This is a genomic window from Kitasatospora purpeofusca, assembly GCF_034043715.1.
Taxonomy (GTDB): Bacteria; Actinomycetota; Actinomycetes; order Streptomycetales; family Streptomycetaceae; genus Kitasatospora; species Kitasatospora purpeofusca_A.
Map to the genome: position 1 here is coordinate 1 of NZ_JAXCLC010000006.1, position 15,188 is coordinate 15,188.

Here is a 15,188-nt window from a genome sequence, read left to right on the forward strand (position 1 = left end):
GGGGAGTGGGAAGTCGGCTCCGTCGACTTCCCACTCCGGACCCACGGCACCCGTGTCGGTGCGCGGCCCCGCCTGGCCGTGCGCCTGTAGGGGGTCCGGCCGAGGCCCGCGCGAAAGGGGTCGTGGCGTGGTCCTGGAAGTGCCGGTCAGCCCCTGAGTGCCTTCCTGACTGGTTGGGCCACCGCCGGCTCGCCGAGTCGCAGTCGGAACTCGCGTACGCCCGCCGCCCGCGATCAGCGTGTGGTGGCCACCGGACTTGAGTGCCTGCACGGCCTGGACCGGTGAGCGCCGAAGTCCTGGTGCCCCACCGACCACCACGGTCGGTGGGGCACCAGGACTTCGGCGTGTTTTGCTACGGGCCCTCGATGCCGATGACGGTGCCGAACGGGTCGCACAGCTGGGCGATCCGGCGGCCCGGCTCGACCGTCAGCGGGCCGCGGTGGTGCTCGCAGCCGGCCGCCAGCAGCCGATCCCGGGCCCGGTCGACGTCGTCCACGCCCCAGTACACGACCGGGCTGCCGCCCCGAGGATTGCGTTCGTCATCCACGGGGTGGAAGCCGACCTCGACCCCGCCTACCTCCACCCACGCGTAGACCGCCCCGGCGTCGCTGACGTCCGTCCTCACGGGGACGTCCAGGAGCCCGCCCCACCACCGGGCCGACGCCTCGGGATCCACGGCGAAGGTCATCACGGTACGCACGCTGTTGAACACGTCCCACCTCGACAGGGGTTCCTCGGGAGTTCCGAATCCGGATTCCCGCGCTTCGCGTGGGACCGGAGGCGGTGCGTGTCGGAATCCGCCCGGACCACCCCCCCGCCCCGACCCGTCATTGTGACCGGGATCACGCCCAAGTGAAAACCCGCAGGCCCGGCGGCCCGTCTACCAAGTGTGAGACGCGCAAGGGCGGCAGCACCGCCGCAGGAACAGGACGAGGAGCAGCTGCTCCGACGGGTGGCCCGGGGGGACCGGGTCGCCTTCGAGGAGTTGTACCGCCGCACGTCGCCATGGCTGGCGGTGCGGCTGCGCCGCCGCTGCGCCGACGAGCAGATGGCCGCCGAGGTGATGCAGGAGACCTATTTGGCGGTGTGGCGGGCGGCAGGGTCCTTCGCCGGGAGCGGGGCCGGGGGGTCGGCCGTCGGCTGGCTGTGGACGATCGCGGCCCGCCGCCTGGTCGACGCGTTCCGGCGCCGGGCCCACCACGCGGAGCCGCCGCCGGCCGCCGCCCCGCACCCGGTGGCGCCCGCCGCCGAGGAGGAGGCGCTGCTCGCCACCGTCGGCGGCGACGTCGGGGACGCGCTGGGCCGCCTCGCGCCCGAACTCAGGGACGTCCTGCGGGCCATGGTGCTCGACGGGCTGTCCGTCCGGGAGACGGCCGTCGTCCTCGGACTGCCCGAGGGCACGGTCAAGACCCGTGCCCGCCGGGCCCGGATCGCGATGCGGGAGGCACTGGCATGACCGTCGAACACCCCTCGGCCCGGCTGCTCGCCGACTATGTCGACGACCGCCCGCCCGGCGCCCCCGCCCTCGCCGCCGACGAGCTGTGGGCCGTGGAGGCCCATCTGGAGAACTGCCCGGCCTGCCGGGACCGGCTGTCGGCCGCCGTCGGCACCGGGGTGCCCGCCGTGGCGGCGCTCACCGCCGCCGTCTGGTCGGAGCTGGAACCGCAGCTGGCCGTGGCCGCCCCGGCGCCCCCGCGCCGCCTCGCGGCCCGGCTGTCCACCTGGACGACGCCCGCGATGACGCCGTGGCTGGCCATGGTGCTGGTCGTCACCGCGCTCGCGCTGCTGCTGGACCGGGCGAACGACGGGCCCGACCCGGACCGGATCTCCCTGCTGCTGGTGCTCGCCCCCGTCCTGCCGGTCGGCGGTGTCGCGGCAGCCTGGTCGCGCGGCCTCGACCCGGCGTACGAGCTGACGGCCGCCACCCCGCGCGCCGGACTGCCCCTGCTGCTGCGGCGCACCGCCGCCGTGCTCGCCGTGGTGCTCCCCGCGCTGCTGCTCGGCGGGTGGGCGACGGGCGTGACGGCGGCGCAGTGGCTGCTGCCCTGCCTGGCGTTCACCTCGACGACCCTCGCGCTCGGCGCGCTGGTCGGCGTGACCAGGGCGGCCGTCGCCGTGGCGGCCGGCTGGCTCCTGGTGGTGGTCGCGCCGACCCTGGCCGCCGGCCGGACCGCCGCCGTCCTGCGGGCGGACGGCCTGCCGCTGTGGGGTCCGGTCCTCGCGCTCGGCGTGGCGGTCCTGGTCGCCCGCCGCGGCGTCTGGACCGCGCCGGGGGAGCGCCGCTGACCCGCCCCGCGCCACTACCAGCCCGAACTCCCCGTACAGACAGGAGGACGCGCCCCATGCGCGCCGTCACCAGGGCCGAACTGGCCCCCACCACCTACGCCCGGGAGATCCGGGCGACCGGACTCCAGGTCAGGGCCGGCCGCAAACGGCTCGCCGTCGACGGGCTCGACCTGTCCCTCGGCACCGGCGTCCACGGCCTGCTCGGCCCCAACGGGGCAGGCAAGACCACCCTCATCCGGGCCCTGGCCACCGTGCTGCGCCCCGCCGGCGGCGAGCTGAAACTGCTCGGCGAGACCGTCCGCGGGCCGGGCGAGTACCGCGCGCTGCGTCGGCGGATCGGCTACCTGCCGCAGGAGTTCGGCTACTACAAGCGGTTCACCGTAAGGGAGTTCGTCGAGTACATGGCCTGGTTGAAGGAGGTTCCGGCGGCGGAGATCCCGGCCGCGACCCAGCGCGCCGTGGAGCGGGTCGGCCTCGCCGACCGTGCCGACGAGCGGATGAAGGCCCTGTCGGGCGGCATGGTGCGGCGGGCCGGTGTCGCCCAGGCCATCGTCAACGATCCGGCGGTCCTGCTGCTGGACGAACCGACCGTCGGCCTGGACCCGGCGCAGCGGCTGCGGCTGCGCGAACTGCTCCAGGAACTGGGCACGGAGGCCTGCGTGGTGGTCTCCACCCACCTGGTGGAGGACGTCGCGGCGGCCTGCACCGACGTGCTGCTGTTCGCCGAGGGCCGGCTGGTCTTCCAGGGCACCCCGGACGCGCTGGCCGAGGCGGGCGGTCCCGAGCACGAGGGCGACAGCCCGCTGGAGCGCGGCTACTCGGCCCTGCTGGTCGATCCGGCGCGACGGACGCGGGGTGCCTGGTGAGCCTTCCCCGACCGGTGAGCCTCTCCCGCCCGGTGAGCCTCTCCTCGGCCCTCCGCCTCCTGCGCACCGAACTGCGCCGGTCCGTCGCCCCGTGGGCGGGCGCGGTGGTCCTGGCCGCCGCGCTCGCGTTCCTGTCCCTCGCCTCCGGCCCGTGGGCCACGGGCACCACCAGCTGGACGGCGCAGTGGACCTCGATGGCCCTGTGGACCCGTCACCTGCTGGTCTTCCTGTGGCCGCTGGCCCTTGGGCTCGGCGCGCTCCAGGGGCTGCGCGACCACCGCTCGCGGACCGCCGAACTGCTGGCCTGCACCCCGAGGCCGGCCCGGCAGCGGGCACTCGCCCAGGCCGGCCCGATCGTCCTCGCGCTCGCCACCGGCTACGGGCTGCTCCTCCTGGTCGGCGGGGTGCGGGTGCTCATCGGCGGCACCCGGTTCACCCCCGCGGGCTGGCTGCCGATCTCGCTGGTCGGAGCACTGGGGCTCGCCGCCGGGGCGGTGCTGGGCATGGGCGTGGCGCGGGTGCTGCCCTCCGTACTCACCCCGCCCGCGCTGGCCGTCGGCGCCTTCCTGCTCACCAGCCTGTTCCGGCCGACCACGGACGCCGCGATCCCGGCGTCCGCCGTGCCCAACCGGCTCTCCCTGCTCTCACCGGTCTCGGCGCCCGTCCGCGACACGCTGCTCACCATCGCCGCGCCGGTCCACCTCGGGCAGGCCGTGTGGCTGATCGGCGTGGCGGCGACCGGCCTGGCGCTGCTCGCCGCCGCCACCCCGCGGGCCCGGTTGCTCGCCCTCGCCCCGTTGCTGGCGGGCGGCGCCCTCGCCCTGGCGGTGCTCCCGGCCGCCGCCAAGGACACCTATGTGGTCGACCGGGCGGCGGCCGCGCCGGTGTGCGAAGGGCCGGTGTGTGTGACGGCGCTGCGGCAGTCCCGGCTCGACGAGTTGGCCGGCCCCGGCCGGGAGGCCCTGCGGCTGCTGCGCGCGGCCCTCGGCGACCGGGCGCCCGGCACCGTCCGCGAGACCGTGGAGTCGCACGCGATCGGCGAGGCGCCGGAACGCTCGGCGGACGCGGTGCTGGTCGACTTCGACGACCCGGTGTTCGCCACCGCCACCGGTGAACGGCTGACCAGGGCCCTGGTGGGGCAGGGCATCGCCCCGAACTGCAGCCCGCGCAGCGAGGTCGAGAGCGGCACCCTGGCCGACGCCGCCGCCCAGAGCCTCGCCGCGGCCTGGGTGTTCGGCGACCTGCGCCCGCTCGACGGGACCATGCACCGGGCGAGCGACCAGAGCGAGCTGGCCGGGCCGGTCTGGGAGCGGTTCCGCGCCCTGCCGGAGGCGGAGCAGCGGCGTCGGATGGCCGCTCTGCACGAGGCCGCCGCCGGGTGCGCGGACGACGTGCTCGCCGCGCTGACGGGGGCGCCGACCCGATGAGGTGGCTGACGCTGTACGTGCGTTCGCGGCAGGTGCCGGCCGCGCTCGCCGCGGTGCTGACCGGCGCCGTGGCGGTGTCCTTCCTCGGCCGGTCCGTCGGCGGGGCGGACGACCCGCGGCTGTCGGTGCTGGTCCTCGCGGCCGGGGCGACGGCGCTCGCCGTCGGCCTCGCCGGGCCGGACCTCGCGCTGGACCGCACGGCCGCGATCCGCTGGCCGCCCCGCCGGGCGGCGCACCTCCTCGGCGGCGCCGTGCTCGCCGCCGCGGTGCTGCTGACGGCGCGGGCGGGCGCCGGCCTGTCGACCGACCTCGCCCTCGTCGTCCGCGACAGCGCCGGGCTGACGGGGCTGGCCGCGCTCGGCGCGGCCTGGTGCGGACGGTCCTGCGCGTGGCTGCCGCCGTTCGCGGGGCTCGCGCTCGCCTTCGTCCTCCCGCCCGGTCCTGGCACCGTCGTTCAGGTGCTGACCTGGCCGCTGCTGCCGCCCGGCACACCCGTCGCCGGCTGGGCCGCGCTGGTGGCGGCCGTCGGTGGCACCGCCGTGTACGCCCTCGGCGGGCCGCGGCGCTGACGGCGGGACGGCGGGGCCGAGGACGGGACGACGGGGGCCGAGGGCGGGACGACCGGGGCCGAAACGGGGTTGCCCTCCATCCGGAGATCACCTTGGGTGGGCGCATGACCGATCTGCACACCGACCGTCTCCTGATCCGCCGCTGGCGGGAGTCCGACCTCGAACCCTGGGCGGCGATGAACGCCGACCCCGAGGTCCGCGAGCACCTGGGCGAGCCGCTCAGCCGGGAGCGGAGCGACGAGTCCGTGGCGCGTTTCGAGGCCGCCTTCGACCGGCGCGGCTACGGCTGGTGGGCCGTCGAGGTCCGGGCGACGGGGGAGTTCGTCGGCTTCGCCGGACTGGACGACATCGACTACGACGCGCCGTTCACCGGCGTGGAGATCGGCTGGCGGCTCGCCCGTTCCGCCTGGGGCCAGGGGTACGCCACCGAGGCCGCCCGTGCCGTCCTCGCCTTCGGATTCGACACCCTGGGCCTGCCGGAGATCCTGGCCGTCACCACCGCGACCAACCTCCGCTCCCAGGCGGTGATGACCCGACTCGGCATGACCCGCGACCCCGCCGGTGACTTCGACGACCTCGACGCCCCCGAGGGGCCGCTCCGGCCCAATGTCGTCTTCCGCCTGGCCCGGCCCGCCGCTTCGTGATCGGCCCGCCGCTTCCTGGCCGGCCCGCCGGTCGGGTGACCGGCGGGCCGTGACGGCGCGTCCCCGCGGCGCCGTCAGTAGGAGCCCGCAGCAGGAGCCCTCGGTAGGAGCCGTCAGTACGAGCCGTCAGTACGAGCCCGACTCCAGCTCGGCCACCGCGCCCGGCCGGTTCGGCTTCCAGTCGAGCGCGGTGCGGGCGGCGGCGCCGCTGACGCTCTGGTCGAGGGCGAGCGCGTCCGCGAACAGCGGGCCGAAGACCTCGGCGGCCTGCGCGACCGGCACGGCCTTCGGGTCGCCGGCCACACCGGCCACCCGGCCGGCGGCCCGGGCGATCTCCCGCACCGGGACGGCCGACTCGCCCACACCGTGCCAGACGGTGCCGGCCTCGGCCCGCTCGACGGCCGCCAGGAACAGCTCGGCCAGGTCGTCGACGTGGACGGTCGGCCAGCGCACGCCCTCCTCGCCGTAGTACTCGGGCGCCCCCTGGGTGCGGGCCCGGTCGACCAGGATGGCCGGGATGCCGCCGCCCCGGCCGTACACGATGCCGGGCCGGACGACGACCGCGCGCACGCCCTCGGCGGCCTCGTCGAGCACCCGACGCTCGATCCGGGGGCGGTAGCCGACGATGTCGATCGGGTCGGTCGGGGCCTCCTCGCCGACCTCCTCGGCCGTCCCGGTGGCGCCGAGCACCCAGACGCCGCTGGTGTAGACGAAGGGGCGGCCGGTGCCGCGCAGCGGGGTGGCGAGTGCCTCGATCACGGCGGTGTCGACCTCGGCGTCGCCGCTCGGCGGAGCGAGGTGGATCACGGCCTCGATGTCGGGCGTCACCACGCCGGCCAGCGAGGCCGGGTCGGCGGTGTCGCCGGCCAGCTGGGCGTGCCAGCCGTGGCCGGGCCGCGGCTCGGCGCCGCGGGTGAGTGCGACGACCTGGTGGCCGGCGGCGGTGAGGTGCTCGGTGACGGCGGAGCCGATGTAGCCGGTGGCACCGGTGAGCAGGACCTTCATGGCAATCCCCCTGGGTTGAACATGTCCGGTGTTGAACGTGTCCGGTGTTGAACGTGCCGTGTCGAACACGTCGAACATTTCGATGTCGAAACTATAGGGAGGCGTGATTCGCGATGTCAAACACTTCCATGTCGAAATGTTAGGCTCCGGCGCATGACGGAACAGCAACCGCAGCAGGACGGCGTCGACCGCATCACCGCCCAGTGGAACGCGGTCCGCCCCGACCTCGACACCTCGCCGATGGCCGTGATCGGTCGCCTCTCCCGCGCCTCCCGGCTGCTGGAACGCGGCATCAAGGAGAACCTCACCGCGCACGGCGTCGAGCCCTGGGAGTTCGACGTCCTGGCCACCCTGCTCCGCTCCGGCCCGCCGAACGTCCTCACCGCCGGCGAACTCAGCGCCGCCGCGATGGTCAGCTCCGCGGCGCTCACCAACCGCATCGACCACCTCGTGGAGAAGGGCCTGGTGGACCGGGCCGTCGACCCCGCCCACCGACGCCGGGTGCTGATCTCCCTCACCGACGCCGGCCGGGAGCTGACCAACCGTCTCGTCGAACACCACCTCGTCGGCGAGGAACGCCAGCTCGCCGGGCTCACCACCGCCGAACGCGACCGGCTCACCGAACTGCTCCGCCGCGTCCTGCTGACCCTCGGCGACCACGCCGACGGCACCCTCTGAACGCCGAACGCCGGGCCGTCCTCTTGAGGGCCAGGTGGTCGTCCTGAACGCCGGGGCGTCGTTCTCGGAGGGGCTTGACTCTCGGGTGGCACGAGACGGCACAGTCGGAGCCGTGGACAGGAGAAACCTGCTGCCGATCGGGCAGTTCTCGCAGGCCAGCGGCCTCTCGGTGACCGCGCTCCGGCACTACGACGCCAGTGGCGTGCTGGTGCCGGCGTTCGTCGACCCGGTGAGCGGCTACCGGTACTTCCGGCGTGACCAGGTGCGTACGGCGCAGTCGATCAGGGCGCTGCGGCAACTGGACATCCCCGTCGAGGAGGTGGGCCGGCTGCTCGGCGGCGGCGAGGAGGCACTCGCCGCCGCCCTGCGGGCGCGGCTGCGGGCGGCCGAGCGGCGGCTGGAGGTACAGCGCTCCGTGGTCCACAGCCTGTTGTGCCGACTGACCGAAGGAGCAGGAATGACCCACCGCGTCACCGTCCGCCAGGGCGCCGCCGAACGGATCCTCGTCCGCGCGGCGACCCTGGACAACTCCGGGCTCGAGGACTTCCTCCGCACCTCCTACCAGGAGATGTACGCGGTCGCCGGCCGCGGCCCGCTCACCTTCACCGGGCCCGCGTTCGTCCGCTTCCACGGGGTGTGCGACGACGAGAACGAGACGCTCGTCGAGGCCTGCCTGCCGTTCCGGCCGGACGGCGCGCAGCCCACGGACCTGCCCGAGGGCATGACCGTGCGCGAGCTGCCCGGTAACACCCTCGCCTGCACGGAGGTTGAGGGCGAGGCCGCCGCGTTCCCGCGGATCCTCGGCGGGTACGACGCCGTCGCCGACTGGATCACGGAGCACGGCTTCGCCTTCGCGGGCCCGGTCCGGCTGGTGTACCGCCGCTGGTCAGGGGTGCCGGACCACCCCGACAACCGCCTGGAGATCGCCTGGCCCTTCGATGAGCCCACCGACGAGCCCGCCGACGAGCCCGCTCACGAGCGGGGCGAGTCCCGGTCCGGGGAGCCGGTCATCGCCCTCACCTCCGGACTGTCGACAGGCAGGTCTAGGGTGGACGGGGATCTTGGCCCCGCACGGGAGGATGCGCACGAATGAGTGGAACGGTCACGGCGGTCAGCAGCAGCGGTGAGTACACCTTCACCAAACCGAACCGGGGGAGCATCACCCTGATCGCCGGCCTCGGTGTGGCGGGCGACGTGCACGCGGGGGTGACCGTCAAGCACCGTTCGCGGGTGGCGCAGGATCCGACGCAGCCGAACCTGCGGCAAGTACACCTCATCCACGAGGAGTTGTTCGCCGAGGTGGCCGAGCAGGGGTTCACGGTGGCGCCCGGCGAACTGGGCGAGAACGTCACCACGCGCGGGATCGACCTGCTCGGCCTGCCGGTCGGCACGCTGCTGCGGATCGGCGCGGAGGCCGTGGTGGAGGTCACCGGGCTGCGCAACCCGTGCCTCCAGATCGACGCGTTCCAGGACGGCCTGTTGAAGCAGGTCGTCGGGCGCGACGAGGAGGGCAACGTCGTCCGCAGGGCCGGAGTCATGGGCGTGGTCCGCACGGGCGGCACGATCCACCCCGGCGACACCGTCGAGGCCGAACTGCCGCCCGGCCCGCACCACCCGCTCGAGCGCGTCTGAACCGGCCGGGCCGGTAGCCGGAGGACTCGCCGGACGACTCTCCGAAGGAATCTTCGGACGGCTCACCGGCCGACCTCCGGCACCGGGCGCGCGAATGCGGCGGGCAGGTCGGCCCCCACCACCGCCCAGGTTCCGTCGGTGAGTTCGCCGCTGCGGCTGCCGCTGCCGAGGCCGGACCGCGCCGCGGCCTGCGCCCCCTACCTGCCGGAGCCGACCGCCGCGGCCAGGTAGGTGTCCAGGTGCGCGGCGGCGCTCAGCATGGCCAACCCCCGGGCGGTGAGTCGTTCCTGCCAGTCGGCCAGCGCGGCGGCGAGTGCGCTGGTGCCGCCCGCGGTGCGGATCTGGCCGACGACGGCGGCGACGTGCGGCAGGCGGTAGCCGCCGCGGCGCAGCAGGTGGGCGAGTTCGGCGTCGCGGACGTCGCCCGGGTGGAAGACACGGTGGCCGGTCACGCGGTCGCGGGCGGGGAGCAGGATGCCGGCGGCCTCCCAGGTGCGCAGGGTGGCGGGGGTGAGTCGGAGGCGGTGGGCGACCTCGCCGATGCTCAGGGCGAGCGGGCCGGGGTCGGGGGCGGGCTCCGCGGCCGCCGCCAGGTGCTCCACCGCCCCGCGCACCGAGGTGAGGGTCTCCCGGTCGCGGAGCAACTGGGCGTGGCCGTGGTCGAGCGCGGTCAGGGCGTCGTCGGTCCGGCCCGCGTGGACGGCGTTCATCACCGCCCCGGCGGTCCCGTGGCCGTAGGCGCGGACGAGGGCGAGGAAGCTCCGCAGCGCCGCCGCGTGCAGCTCGGTGTAGATCCGGTACCCGGTGGGCGTCCGCTCGGCGGCCGGAAGGAAGCCGTCCTGCTCGTAGTTGCGGACGGCCTGCGCCGAGAGGCCGTGCTCGCGTCCCAGGTCGACCGGTCGCAGTCTCTTCCTCGGTTCTGATGGCACTTTGAAACTTTACAGCCGAATCCCCGGGCGGAGAGCAGCAAAGTTTCAACGGGTGCATCAAAGATACGGTTGAGGGGGTGAGGGCAGGGGAGTAGCGGGGGAGGGGCGGACATGACCTGGAACGGCGCCGACCGCATCGTGGCCGCGCTGGTCGGCGGCGAGGACTACCTCTTCGTCGCCGGGGCCTTCGGCCGGCCCGCCGCGCCCTCGGCGCGCTCCTGCGCGCCGCCGATGCCCCCGCGCTCCTCGGCGGCGTCGCGCCACTCCGCCGAGTCCGCCCGGACGGACGGGGACGAACCGACCCTCAGATAGGTTAGCCTTACCTAAATTCAGGTGAGAGGAGACGGCCCTGACCAGCACCACCGCCCCCGCGCGATTCCTGCTCTTCCCGCTCCAGGTGGTCCGGACCGCCAGGATCACCCCGCACATGGCCCGCATCACCCTCGGCGGCCCCAGCCTCGCCGGGTTCGTCAGCGGCGGGCTCGACCAGCGCGTGAAGCTCCTGCTGCCGCTCCCCGGACAGCGCGAACCCCTGCTGCCCCGGGGCGAGGACGAGTTCGGCTGGTACCAGCACTGGCGCACCACGGACCCGGCCGTCCGCCCGGTGCTGCGCACCTACACCGTCCGCGCGCAGCGCCACGACCCCGACGAGGTCGACCTCGACATCGCCGTCAACGGCGACCACGGCCCCGGCTCCCGCTGGGCGGGGACGGCGGCGCCCGGTGACCGGGTGATCGTCTGCGGACCGGCGGTCGAGGAGGCCGGCGGCGTCGAGTTCCAACTGCCCGACGGGGCGGACTGGCTGCTGCTGGCGGGGGACGAGTCCGCCCTGCCCGCCGTCGCCGCGATCCTCGACGAACTGCCCGCCGGCCTGCCGGTCCGGGTGTTCGCCGAGGTCGAGGGACCGACGGAGCACGACTACCTCCCCGCCGACCGGCCCGGCACCACGATCACCTGGCTGCACCGGGGCACGCCGGGCACCCCCGCCCTCCCCGCCGCCGTCCGCGCCGCGGCACTGCCCTCCGGCACGCCGTACGCGTGGATCGCGGGGGAGGCGGCGGCCGTCCGCGAACTCCGCCGCCACCTGGTCGGGGAGCGCGGCTACGACCGGCGCGCCGTCTGCTTCATGGGGTACTGGCGCCTGGGCCGCACCGAGGACCAGCGCGCCGACGAACCGGTGGAGACGGACACCGACTGACACCCCGGCACCCGGTGTCGGGCGCCGGGCGCATTGCCCGAAGGGGCCGTCCGCCGCGCCCGCCGGAACCGTCCGGTCGGTGCACGAAGTCCTCTCCGGGGTGACCTCCGACGTGAACCCGACCGCACCCGCACCCCCCGCCGGCGCTCCCCGGCCCGCGATCCACCGCCGCCGACTGCTGCTCAGCACCGTGGGCGGCCTCGGCGCCCTCGCGGTCCCGGCCGGCGTCCGCTGGTGGGCGGACCGGGTGCCCGTACGGGGTCCGCGGATCTGGAGCACGGCCGCCGCCGGTGGGCGGATGGTCCTGCCGGCTGGCCCGCGCGAGAGCCTCTACGTGTCGGGGTACGACGGCGCCGTCCGGGCCCACGATCCGCGCACCGGCGCCGTCCGCTGGAGTCGGGCGGTGCCCGCGGCCGACGCCGCCGACTCCCCGGGCGGCTGGCCGCTCGCCGCCGGGAGCGGGACGGTCTGCGTGAACTCCGCGACCGGCGTCCGGGCCCTCGACGCGGCGTCCGGGCAGCTGCGCTGGGAGGTCCCGGTCCCCGACTGGCGGGACCTGGCGGCGGAGCAGGGCGTCGTGGTGGCCGGCGACCGCGTCCTGACGGGGTACGGCAACGCGCTCCGCTGTCACGACCTGGCCACCGGCGAGGTCCGCTGGAGCACCCCGGCGAACGTCTCGCCGGTGCCGCTCGTGGTCGGCGACACCGTTTACGTCCCCGGCCGGACCGGCGGACTGTTCGCCTTCGACGTACAGAGTGGCGTGCGGCGCTGGGCGCAGGAGGCCGTCGGCCCGGTCGACTTCGCGCCGACCGTGCACGCGGGCACCCTCCACGCGGTGTGCAACGACCCCGCGACGGGAGGCTCGACCGTCCACGCCCTGGACGCGGCCTCGGGCCGGCCGCTGTGGCGGCGGGCGCAGCGCCGCAGCCTGGGTGAACTCGCGGTGGCCGACGGGACGGTGTGCCTGCTGAGCGGCACCGACCTGACCGCCCTGGACGCGGGCACGGGCGACACCCGCTGGACGGCCACCGTCCCCAGGGGCCTGGGTCGGGGCATGAGTTCGACGGCGGCGGCGGGCGGCGCGGTCTACGTCGGGACGAACGACGACCGCCTCTTCGCCCACGACCTCGCCACGGGCCGGCTCCACTGGCGCGACGAACCGGACCACCTCGCCGCCGGCACCGAGTACGCCCACATCGCCCTGGCCACCGCCGGCCCCGCCGTCTTTCGGGCCGGCCGCACCGGCATCCAGGCCCTCGGCACCCTCCCGGCCGCCTGACGACACGACCCACACATACGGTCAAGTCGCCAACGCGGTCAGGAGGTTGCCGGGCGAAACCTCCAGGCTTCTTCCCGGCCGGGGACCGCTACCGGGCGGACGGCTTCAGGAAGAACTCCGCCACCGCCGGGGCCACGGCGGCGGGCTTCGCCTCGGGGCCGAAGTGGTCCAGCTTCGGGTAGAGCCGCAGCCGGGAGCCGGGCACGACCTCGTGCACGGAGGCGGCCGCACGTCCCGCCCCGGTGCTCCGGGCCTCCTTGCCCGCCATGAGCAGCACGGGCCGGTCGAGCCGCCCGTACTCGCGGAAGGTGTTGTCCCGGGCGGCGATCTCGGCGTGTTCGCGGATCGCGGCGGGCAGCAGGGCGTGCTTCTGCAGCCGTTCGGGCTTCTTGAGGGCGAGCGGGAGGATCAGCCGCAGCAGCCAGCGCGGCGCCTTGCCGCTGGTCCCGGGGTTGACGCCGCGGACGAAGGTCAGGAACGCCTCGGCCGGCTTCCCGGCGTCGAGTTCGCGGCGGCACCGGTCGGCCCAGTCGAAGGGGATGGAGCCGTCGACGGACACGCCGGGCTCGTAGACGGCGATCCGCTCGAAGGCGGAGCCGGCCAGCGCGGCCTCCAGGGTCAGGAAGCCGCCGAAGCTGTGGCCGAACACGAACCGCGCTCCGGTGGCCGCCCGGACCGCCTCGATGTCCGCGCACTCGGCGGCCACGCTGTACGCGTCGCCCTGCGGGCCGCTCGTACCGCGCCCCCGCCGCTCGACGACGTGCACCGTGAAGCGGTCCGCCAACTCGGCCGCCAGCCCGTCGAAGTCGGCGGCGAGCGCGAACGCCCCGGGTACCAGCAGGAGCCCCGGACCGGAGCCGGTACTGCGGTAGCCGATGGTGGTCCCGTCGGCGGAACGCACCGATCCGATCGTTGTGCCCGGTGTTCTGACGTGCGTGGCCATTCTGTCTCCCCCTGTTGAAACGATCACCTGGACCCGTGCAGAGTACCGGGGCGGCCGCGGTCACGCCGCCGCGGAACCCATAAACGCCGCGTCCGAAAGGAGAGGTGACGGCCCGAAAGGTCCGATTACGTGCGCCTACGGGCCCTACCGCCGCGGCGGGTCGACGCGGGTGCGGGCCGGCGCGAGCAGGCGGTTGAGCAGGGCGGCGCCCTCGGCGGTGTCCAGGGCGACGGGGGCGGGGTCGACCGGCTTGACGAGGGGGGTGGCGGCGTCGTGCTCGTAGAGGATGCAGGCACTGCCGCCCAGGTCGCGCTTGGACGGCCAGCGCAGGCCGAGCGCCTGCGGGGCCTGGCCGCGGATCCAGGCGGCCCAGCGGCGGGTGTGCGGGTAGGCGTCCGGGGTGGAGTGGATCAGCCACTCGTCCTGGTGGACGGCCGCCAGCTGGTCGAGCGTCATCAGGCCGACGAGCGGGAGGTCGCAGGTGGTCGCGATCCGCGACAGCACCCGACCCCGCACCGAGGCGCGCCGGATCCGGCGCCAGCCGCGCTCGTCGAAGGGGATGCCCCGGACCAGCGTCTCCATCACGGCCGTGCGCTCCGAGAACCCGGCGTACAGGTACGGCAGATGGCTGCCGTCGCCCTGGTAGGAGCAGAACCGGCCGCCCTCGTAGTGGGTGTCGGACGGGTTCGGGTTGAACGAGGTGGCCGGGTAGGCGGCCGAGTGCACGCGGTGGAGCACGGTGCCGGCGGGCAGCACGTCGAGGTGCGGGGTGGCGCGCGCGGTCGGGGCGGGGACCTTCACGTCGGGCATGCGGTCACCACTCCGCGATCTCGGCGCGGGCGGCGGCGAGCAGGCCGTGCTCGCCGGGCGTGCCCAGCAGGCGGGCGGGGACGGCGTCCAGCCAGGCGTTGGCGCCGAGCCACCAGTCGGCCACGCCCCACGGGTCGTCGTCGGCGTCGAGCAGGCGGTTGACGGCGACCACGACGGGCAGTGGCCGGCCGGAGGCGCCGTCGAACTGGAACGACGGCAGGCGGACGGCACCCTGGCGGTCGGTCAGCCGGATCAGGTCGGGATCGGCGGGGTCGTGCCCGCCGGCCCGGTAGTCGGCGGCGCTGACGGAGTCCGCGGCGAGCAGCCAGTCGTCGGCGTCGTCGGGCGGGACGGGGACCGGCTGGGGGTCGGCCTCGGCAGGCGTCTCGGGCCCGCCGCCGTCCGTGGATCGTCCGAGGACCAGGTCGAGCACCTGGAGGACGGCGTCACGGTTCGCCGATTCGACCCGGACGGCCCGTGAGTAGCGCACCGAGTCCTCGAGCGCGGCGCGCACCGGGTGCCCGTCCGGCAGGGCTGCCAGCACCAGCCGGACGATCCTGCGGGCGGTCCGCTCCGGGTCGGCGGACGGTGCGTCGAGCAGGGCCACGACGGCCGCCCTGGTGGGTTCGTCCAGATGCTCCTGGACCTCGGCCCAGTGCTCGTGCAGGACGTCGCGGACATCGGTCATCGCCATCGCCGATCGCCCTCCGCCCTGGTGTCCCGTGTCCGCCGGCCGCGTGCCAATGTAACGCGAAAGCGGCGGTCGCGGGCGATGATCCCGGATTGGCAAAGGCAGAACGCACCTGCCCGATCTGCGGCATGATGGAGCCTCAGCAGCACTTCGGGGGCGGTGCCGGTTCGCGCGCGGTCGAGATGTCTCGTACACGACCCGCACCGGTCCCGGCGGCGCGCGCGGGTGAGA

The 15,188-nt window shown here is 75.1% G+C and carries 18 protein-coding genes; 12 read left to right on the forward strand and 6 right to left on the reverse strand.

Annotated features, from left to right (window positions below; genetic code table 11):
* Positions 1-352: 352 nt before the first annotated feature.
* Entirely contained in the window at positions 353-712 is a 360-nt protein-coding gene (locus SM793_RS04625) for a VOC family protein (protein ID WP_320436701.1), read from the reverse strand.
* Positions 713-889: 177 nt separating this feature from the next.
* Between SM793_RS04625 and SM793_RS04630 the strand changes: the two genes are divergently transcribed.
* The 6 genes from SM793_RS04630 to SM793_RS04655 all read left to right on the forward strand — a co-directional run bounded on the left by SM793_RS04630 (position 890) and on the right by SM793_RS04655 (position 5,792).
* A complete protein-coding gene (locus SM793_RS04630) occupies positions 890-1,456 on the forward strand; it encodes an RNA polymerase sigma factor (protein ID WP_320436702.1) in 567 nt (188 codons plus the stop codon).
* On the forward strand, positions 1,453-2,286 hold the full coding sequence (locus SM793_RS04635; RefSeq protein WP_320436703.1) for a zf-HC2 domain-containing protein: 834 nt from the start codon (positions 1,453-1,455) through the stop codon (positions 2,284-2,286). The genes SM793_RS04630 and SM793_RS04635 overlap by 4 nt, the downstream gene beginning before the upstream one ends.
* Before the next feature lie 56 nt (positions 2,287-2,342).
* Positions 2,343-3,152, forward strand: a complete 810-nt coding sequence (locus SM793_RS04640; protein ID WP_320436704.1) for an ATP-binding cassette domain-containing protein — start codon at positions 2,343-2,345, stop codon at positions 3,150-3,152.
* A 14-nt stretch (positions 3,153-3,166) separates the two neighbouring features.
* Entirely contained in the window at positions 3,167-4,579 is a 1,413-nt protein-coding gene (locus SM793_RS04645; RefSeq protein ID WP_320436705.1) for a hypothetical protein, read from the forward strand.
* Positions 4,576-5,148 carry a hypothetical protein gene (locus SM793_RS04650; RefSeq protein WP_320436706.1) on the forward strand — a complete coding sequence of 191 codons (573 nt, stop codon included), beginning with the start codon at positions 4,576-4,578 and terminating at the stop codon, positions 5,146-5,148. Before SM793_RS04645 ends, SM793_RS04650 begins: the two co-directional genes overlap by 4 nt.
* A 104-nt stretch (positions 5,149-5,252) precedes the next feature.
* Positions 5,253-5,792: a GNAT family N-acetyltransferase gene (locus SM793_RS04655; protein WP_320436707.1), complete on the forward strand. Its 540-nt coding sequence runs from the start codon at positions 5,253-5,255 to the stop codon at positions 5,790-5,792.
* 126 nt (positions 5,793-5,918) lie between these two features.
* Here SM793_RS04655 and SM793_RS04660 read toward each other — a convergent pair whose 3' ends face one another.
* The gene (locus SM793_RS04660; RefSeq protein WP_320436708.1) at positions 5,919-6,797 is read right to left on the reverse strand and encodes an NAD-dependent epimerase/dehydratase family protein; all 879 of its coding nucleotides are present in this window, start codon (positions 6,795-6,797) and stop codon (positions 5,919-5,921) included.
* Positions 6,798-6,950: 153 nt separating this feature from the next.
* On the opposite strand from SM793_RS04660, the gene SM793_RS04665 reads away from it, so the two are divergent.
* The 3 genes from SM793_RS04665 (at position 6,951) to SM793_RS04675 (ending at position 9,107) form a co-directional block, all read left to right on the forward strand.
* Positions 6,951-7,475 (forward strand): MarR family winged helix-turn-helix transcriptional regulator, encoded by a 525-nt coding sequence (locus tag SM793_RS04665; RefSeq protein WP_320436709.1) that lies wholly within the window; start codon positions 6,951-6,953, stop codon positions 7,473-7,475.
* A gap of 112 nt (positions 7,476-7,587) precedes the next feature.
* Entirely contained in the window at positions 7,588-8,568 is a 981-nt protein-coding gene (locus tag SM793_RS04670; protein ID WP_320436710.1) for a MerR family transcriptional regulator, read from the forward strand.
* Entirely contained in the window at positions 8,565-9,107 is a 543-nt protein-coding gene (locus SM793_RS04675) for an MOSC domain-containing protein (protein WP_320436711.1), read from the forward strand. Before SM793_RS04670 ends, SM793_RS04675 begins: the two co-directional genes overlap by 4 nt.
* Positions 9,108-9,304: 197 nt before the next feature.
* Here SM793_RS04675 and SM793_RS04680 read toward each other — a convergent pair whose 3' ends face one another.
* Complete coding sequence (locus tag SM793_RS04680) at positions 9,305-10,036, reverse strand: TioE family transcriptional regulator (protein WP_320436712.1); 732 nt, start codon at positions 10,034-10,036, stop codon at positions 9,305-9,307.
* A gap of 111 nt (positions 10,037-10,147) precedes the next feature.
* Here SM793_RS04680 and SM793_RS04685 point away from each other — a divergent pair, with 111 nt between their 5' ends.
* From SM793_RS04685 to SM793_RS04695, 3 genes are all read left to right on the forward strand, one after another.
* Positions 10,148-10,348, forward strand: a complete 201-nt coding sequence (locus tag SM793_RS04685; RefSeq protein ID WP_320436713.1) for a hypothetical protein — start codon at positions 10,148-10,150, stop codon at positions 10,346-10,348.
* A gap of 85 nt (positions 10,349-10,433) precedes the next feature.
* Positions 10,434-11,234 (forward strand): siderophore-interacting protein, encoded by an 801-nt coding sequence (locus SM793_RS04690; RefSeq protein WP_320436714.1) that lies wholly within the window; start codon positions 10,434-10,436, stop codon positions 11,232-11,234.
* A gap of 79 nt (positions 11,235-11,313) precedes the next feature.
* A complete protein-coding gene (locus SM793_RS04695; RefSeq protein WP_320436715.1) occupies positions 11,314-12,513 on the forward strand; it encodes a PQQ-binding-like beta-propeller repeat protein in 1,200 nt (399 codons plus the stop codon).
* 88 nt (positions 12,514-12,601) lie between these two features.
* Here the strand turns inward: SM793_RS04695 and SM793_RS04700 are convergent, their stop codons facing one another.
* From SM793_RS04700 to SM793_RS04710, 3 genes are all read right to left on the reverse strand, one after another.
* Positions 12,602-13,414: an alpha/beta hydrolase gene (locus tag SM793_RS04700; protein WP_320436716.1), complete on the reverse strand. Its 813-nt coding sequence runs from the start codon at positions 13,412-13,414 to the stop codon at positions 12,602-12,604.
* A gap of 186 nt (positions 13,415-13,600) precedes the next feature.
* Entirely contained in the window at positions 13,601-14,266 is a 666-nt protein-coding gene (locus SM793_RS04705; RefSeq protein WP_320436717.1) for an RES family NAD+ phosphorylase, read from the reverse strand.
* A gap of 4 nt (positions 14,267-14,270) precedes the next feature.
* Positions 14,271-14,960 (reverse strand): DUF3168 domain-containing protein, encoded by a 690-nt coding sequence (locus SM793_RS04710; protein ID WP_320436718.1) that lies wholly within the window; start codon positions 14,958-14,960, stop codon positions 14,271-14,273.
* Positions 14,961-15,188: the final 228 nt, after the last annotated feature.

Coding starts and splice junctions, on each gene's coding strand:
- SM793_RS04635 (WP_320436703.1), top strand. CDS start 1,453: ATGACCGTCGAACACCCCTCGGCCCGGCTGCTCGCCGACTATGTCGAC.
- SM793_RS04640 (WP_320436704.1), top strand. CDS start 2,343: ATGCGCGCCGTCACCAGGGCCGAACTGGCCCCCACCACCTACGCCCGG.
- SM793_RS04650 (WP_320436706.1), top strand. CDS start 4,576: ATGAGGTGGCTGACGCTGTACGTGCGTTCGCGGCAGGTGCCGGCCGCG.
- SM793_RS04655 (WP_320436707.1), top strand. CDS start 5,253: ATGACCGATCTGCACACCGACCGTCTCCTGATCCGCCGCTGGCGGGAG.
- SM793_RS04660 (WP_320436708.1), bottom strand. CDS start 6,797: ATGAAGGTCCTGCTCACCGGTGCCACCGGCTACATCGGCTCCGCCGTC.
- SM793_RS04665 (WP_320436709.1), top strand. CDS start 6,951: ATGACGGAACAGCAACCGCAGCAGGACGGCGTCGACCGCATCACCGCC.
- SM793_RS04675 (WP_320436711.1), top strand. CDS start 8,565: ATGAGTGGAACGGTCACGGCGGTCAGCAGCAGCGGTGAGTACACCTTC.
- SM793_RS04685 (WP_320436713.1), top strand. CDS start 10,148: ATGACCTGGAACGGCGCCGACCGCATCGTGGCCGCGCTGGTCGGCGGC.
- SM793_RS04705 (WP_320436717.1), bottom strand. CDS start 14,266: ATGCCCGACGTGAAGGTCCCCGCCCCGACCGCGCGCGCCACCCCGCAC.
- SM793_RS04710 (WP_320436718.1), bottom strand. CDS start 14,960: ATGGCGATGACCGATGTCCGCGACGTCCTGCACGAGCACTGGGCCGAG.